The organism is Moorena sp. SIO3H5, assembly GCF_010692395.1.
Taxonomy (GTDB): Bacteria; Cyanobacteriota; Cyanobacteriia; order Cyanobacteriales; family Coleofasciculaceae; genus Moorena.
Genome location: NZ_JAAHHS010000591.1, coordinates 1 through 3,533, shown reverse-complemented (window position 1 = coordinate 3,533; position 3,533 = coordinate 1). Strand labels below are relative to the sequence as shown.

Here is a 3,533-nt window from a genome sequence, read left to right as displayed (position 1 = left end):
ACCACCGCCCCGAACTGACAGCCGATAAATTTATTCCCAACCCTTTTGAGGACTCAAAACTCAACCCCCCCCTTACCCCGGAGGGAAGTCAAAACTCAAAATTATATAAGACAGGGGATTTGGCTCGGTACTTAGGGGATGGCAACATCGAATTCTTGGGTAGAATAGACCACCAAGTAAAAATCCGGGGATATCGCATCGAAACAGGAGAAATAGAAGCAGTTCTCAATTCATCCCCTCAAGTCAAAGAAACAGTAGTAGTAGCAAGAGAAGACAACCCAGGAGATAAACGTTTAGTCGCATACATAGTACCAGAAACCCAAACCACAACCACCTCCAACTCCGAACTATCAGAAACCCAAGTAGATAGTTGGCAAGACATATTCAACCAACAAATCTATGACCAGCTCAGTGAAGTAACTGACCCCCTATTCAACACTAGAGGATGGATTAGCAACTACGATAACCAGCCCATACCAGTAGAGCAAATGCGCATCTGGGCAGGAGATATAGTAACTCAAGTATTAGCGCATAAACCAGAGAGTGTGTGGGAAATAGGTTGTGGCACAGGAATGCTGCTATTTCAAATCGCACCCCAGACACAAAACTATTATGGGACAGATATCTCCAAGGTCTCATTAGAATACATCAAACAACAAATAGAACAGCAACCAGACAAATATAGTCATGTCTCTTTAGCACAGAAACGAGCGGAAGACATGGCTGATATAGCTCCTAACAGTTTCGATGTCGTACTGCTTTCTTCCATAGTGCAGTATTTCCCGAGTGTGGAATATCTGTTGCAAGTAATAGAAAACAGTATCAGGGTAGTCAAACCAGGAGGAATGATTTTCCTAGGGGATATCCGCAGTTGGCCATTAATGAAAGCCTTTCACAGTTCAGTGCAACTGTATCAAGCAACTCCATCACTGTCAGTAGAACAACTCAAGCCAAAGATAGACAGACAAATGGAGCAGGAAAAAGAGTTGTTAGTGTCACCAGAGTTGTTTGTAGCTCTCAAAGAAAAACATCCAAAAATAACTCATGTACAAATGCGTCTACAGAGAGGAACAAAACACAATGAACTGAATAAATATCGCTATAGCGTACTGTTACATATAGAGGCACAACCAGGAAAAGTAATAACACCGACTGTAGAAAGTGGAGGGGCTGTTAGTGTTCAACAGATAGAAACTTATCTGCGAGACATTGGGCCAGAATCAATTTGCTTTACTGGTTTAGTCAATGGCAGAGTAGCTAATGATGTAGAGTTGGTAGAGTGGCTATCACAGCCAGAATCAAAACAGAATGTACAGCAGTTGAGGCAGTTTTTCGAGTCAAAGGAAACCAAGAGCATTGACCCAGAGAGGTTATATGAACTAAGTGCATCTTTAGGGTATAGCTTAGAGTTGTGTTGGTCTGCTCAGGGAGGTCCAGAATTGATGGATGGGGTATTTGTGCGCAGTGAGTTAGCCAAAGAAGGGATAGTGTTAACACCCCTAACTCAAAAATCGGTGGTAGCAAGTAACTGGAATAATTATGGGAATAATCCGTTGAGTTCCCAGTTGAGAAACCAACTGATACCAGAGTTGAGAGAGTATCTGGAGTCGCGGTTGCCAGAGTATATGGTGCCATCGGGGTTGATGGTGTTGTCCAAATTGCCTCTGACTCCCAATGGCAAGGTAGACCGTAAGGCATTACCTGTACCGGATGTGGCCAGTAGTGTGTCAACGGAGTATGTAGCTCCACAGACGGAAACACAGAAGGTCTTAGCAGAGATTTGGGCAGAAGTGTTGGGTATAGAACAGGTGGGAATACACGATAACTTCTTTGATTTGGGTGGTCATTCTTTGATGGCAACTCAGGTTGTTTCTCGTGTGCGACAAGGATTGTCAGTAGAGTTATCTGTAAGTAAGCTATTTGAAAATCCTACTATCAAACAATTAGGTACTGACATTGATGCGATAAATGACGATGCTTTTTTAGCAGAACGACTAGAAACAATTTATAACAATCAAGAAAAATTAGAAGAAATCGAACTATGAAAACATTAAAAAAATTTTTAGAGAATCTGGCTAATCAAAATGTCAAATTATGGCTTGAAGGTGAACGCTTGCGTTGTAAAGCTCCAGAGGGAGTATTGACATCAGAGCTACAGATTCAATTAAGCAATCGTAAGCAGGAAATTATTACTTTTTTAAAACAAGCTAATTTAAATAGAGAATTCAAGGAAAACTTAATCAAGCCTATTGAGCGAAACGGCAACCCGCCACCATTATCTTTTGCACAGCAAAGGCTATGGTTTATTGAAAAAATGGCCTTGAGTAGCAACGCCTACAATATGCCATTAACCTTACATCTAGTAGGAAAACTAGACTATGTAGCCCTACAAAAAAGTCTCAACCAAATCATCGCTCGCCATGAACCCCTGAGAACCACCTTCAGTGAAACCAACGGCACACCAGTACAAATAATTAAACCCCCCTTTGAACTAGAACTACCTTTACAAGACCTAAGTGGGTTAACACCATCAGAAGCTACCACTAAACTCCAACAACTACTCCAACAGGAAAATGAACTTTTATTCAATCTAGAAGTAGACCCCCCCATACGGGCTCAGTTGTATCAATTAGGAACAACAGAATACATACTGCAAATCACATTACATCACATAGCTGGTGATGGCTGGTCACTGACAGTATTACCCAAAGAACTATCAGCTATTTACACTGCCACAGTGTTCGACAAACCATCCCCATTACCAGAGCTACCCATACAATATGCCGACTTTGCAGTTTGGCAAAAGAACTACTTACAAGGTCAAACCCTCTCTAGCCAACTCAACTATTGGAAGGAAAAGCTCCTTGACTTACCTCAACTACAACTACCCACAGACCATCCCCGACCCGCAGTTGAAACTTTTAATGGAGCAGGTATACCGATAAACATACCAGCAGCGCTAACATCAAAAATTAAACAACTGACCCAAAAGCAGGGAACCACCCTATTTATGACCCTGTTAGCAGCCTTTAAAGTATTACTGTCTCGTTACAGTGGTGAAGAAAGTGTAGCAGTAGGAACACCGATAGCCAACCGCAACCGCAGTGAAATAGAAGGATTGATTGGTTTCTTTGTCAACTCCCTAGTCATGTACACAGACCTGGGAGGGGACCCTAGTTTCACAGAAGTATTAAACCGAGTTAAACAAACAGCCCTAGAAGCTTATGGTCACCAAGACATACCCTTTGAGAAATTGGTAGAACAGTTGCAGCCAGAACGGTCTCTATCGCAAAACCCCTTATTTCAGGTAGTGTTTGCCGTTCAGGAGAGTGAACACATGAAACCATCCTTCAGCCTGCCTAACTTAGAGGTAGAGTTAGGTTGGGAGCGATGGATGGGAGATCAAATGACAGTGCGGATGGACTTAGAGTTACATCTGTGGCCAGTAGGAGAAGAAATCAAAGGATTCTGTGCCTATAACACAGACTTGTTTGAAGCCGAAACAATTAGTCGCATGGTGTCACATTATGAAA

2 protein-coding genes are annotated in these 3,533 nt (G+C 42.2%); both read left to right on the top strand.

The window, feature by feature from the left end; genetic code table 11:
• A partial coding sequence (locus F6K52_RS34050; RefSeq protein ID WP_293089277.1) for a phosphopantetheine-binding protein occupies positions 1 to 2,045 on the top strand: 2,045 nt, incomplete at its 5' end.
• The coding region (locus tag F6K52_RS34045) for a condensation domain-containing protein (RefSeq protein ID WP_293089274.1) at positions 2,042 to 3,533 on the top strand (1,492 nt) is incomplete at its 3' end. The genes F6K52_RS34050 and F6K52_RS34045, both read left to right, overlap by 4 nt.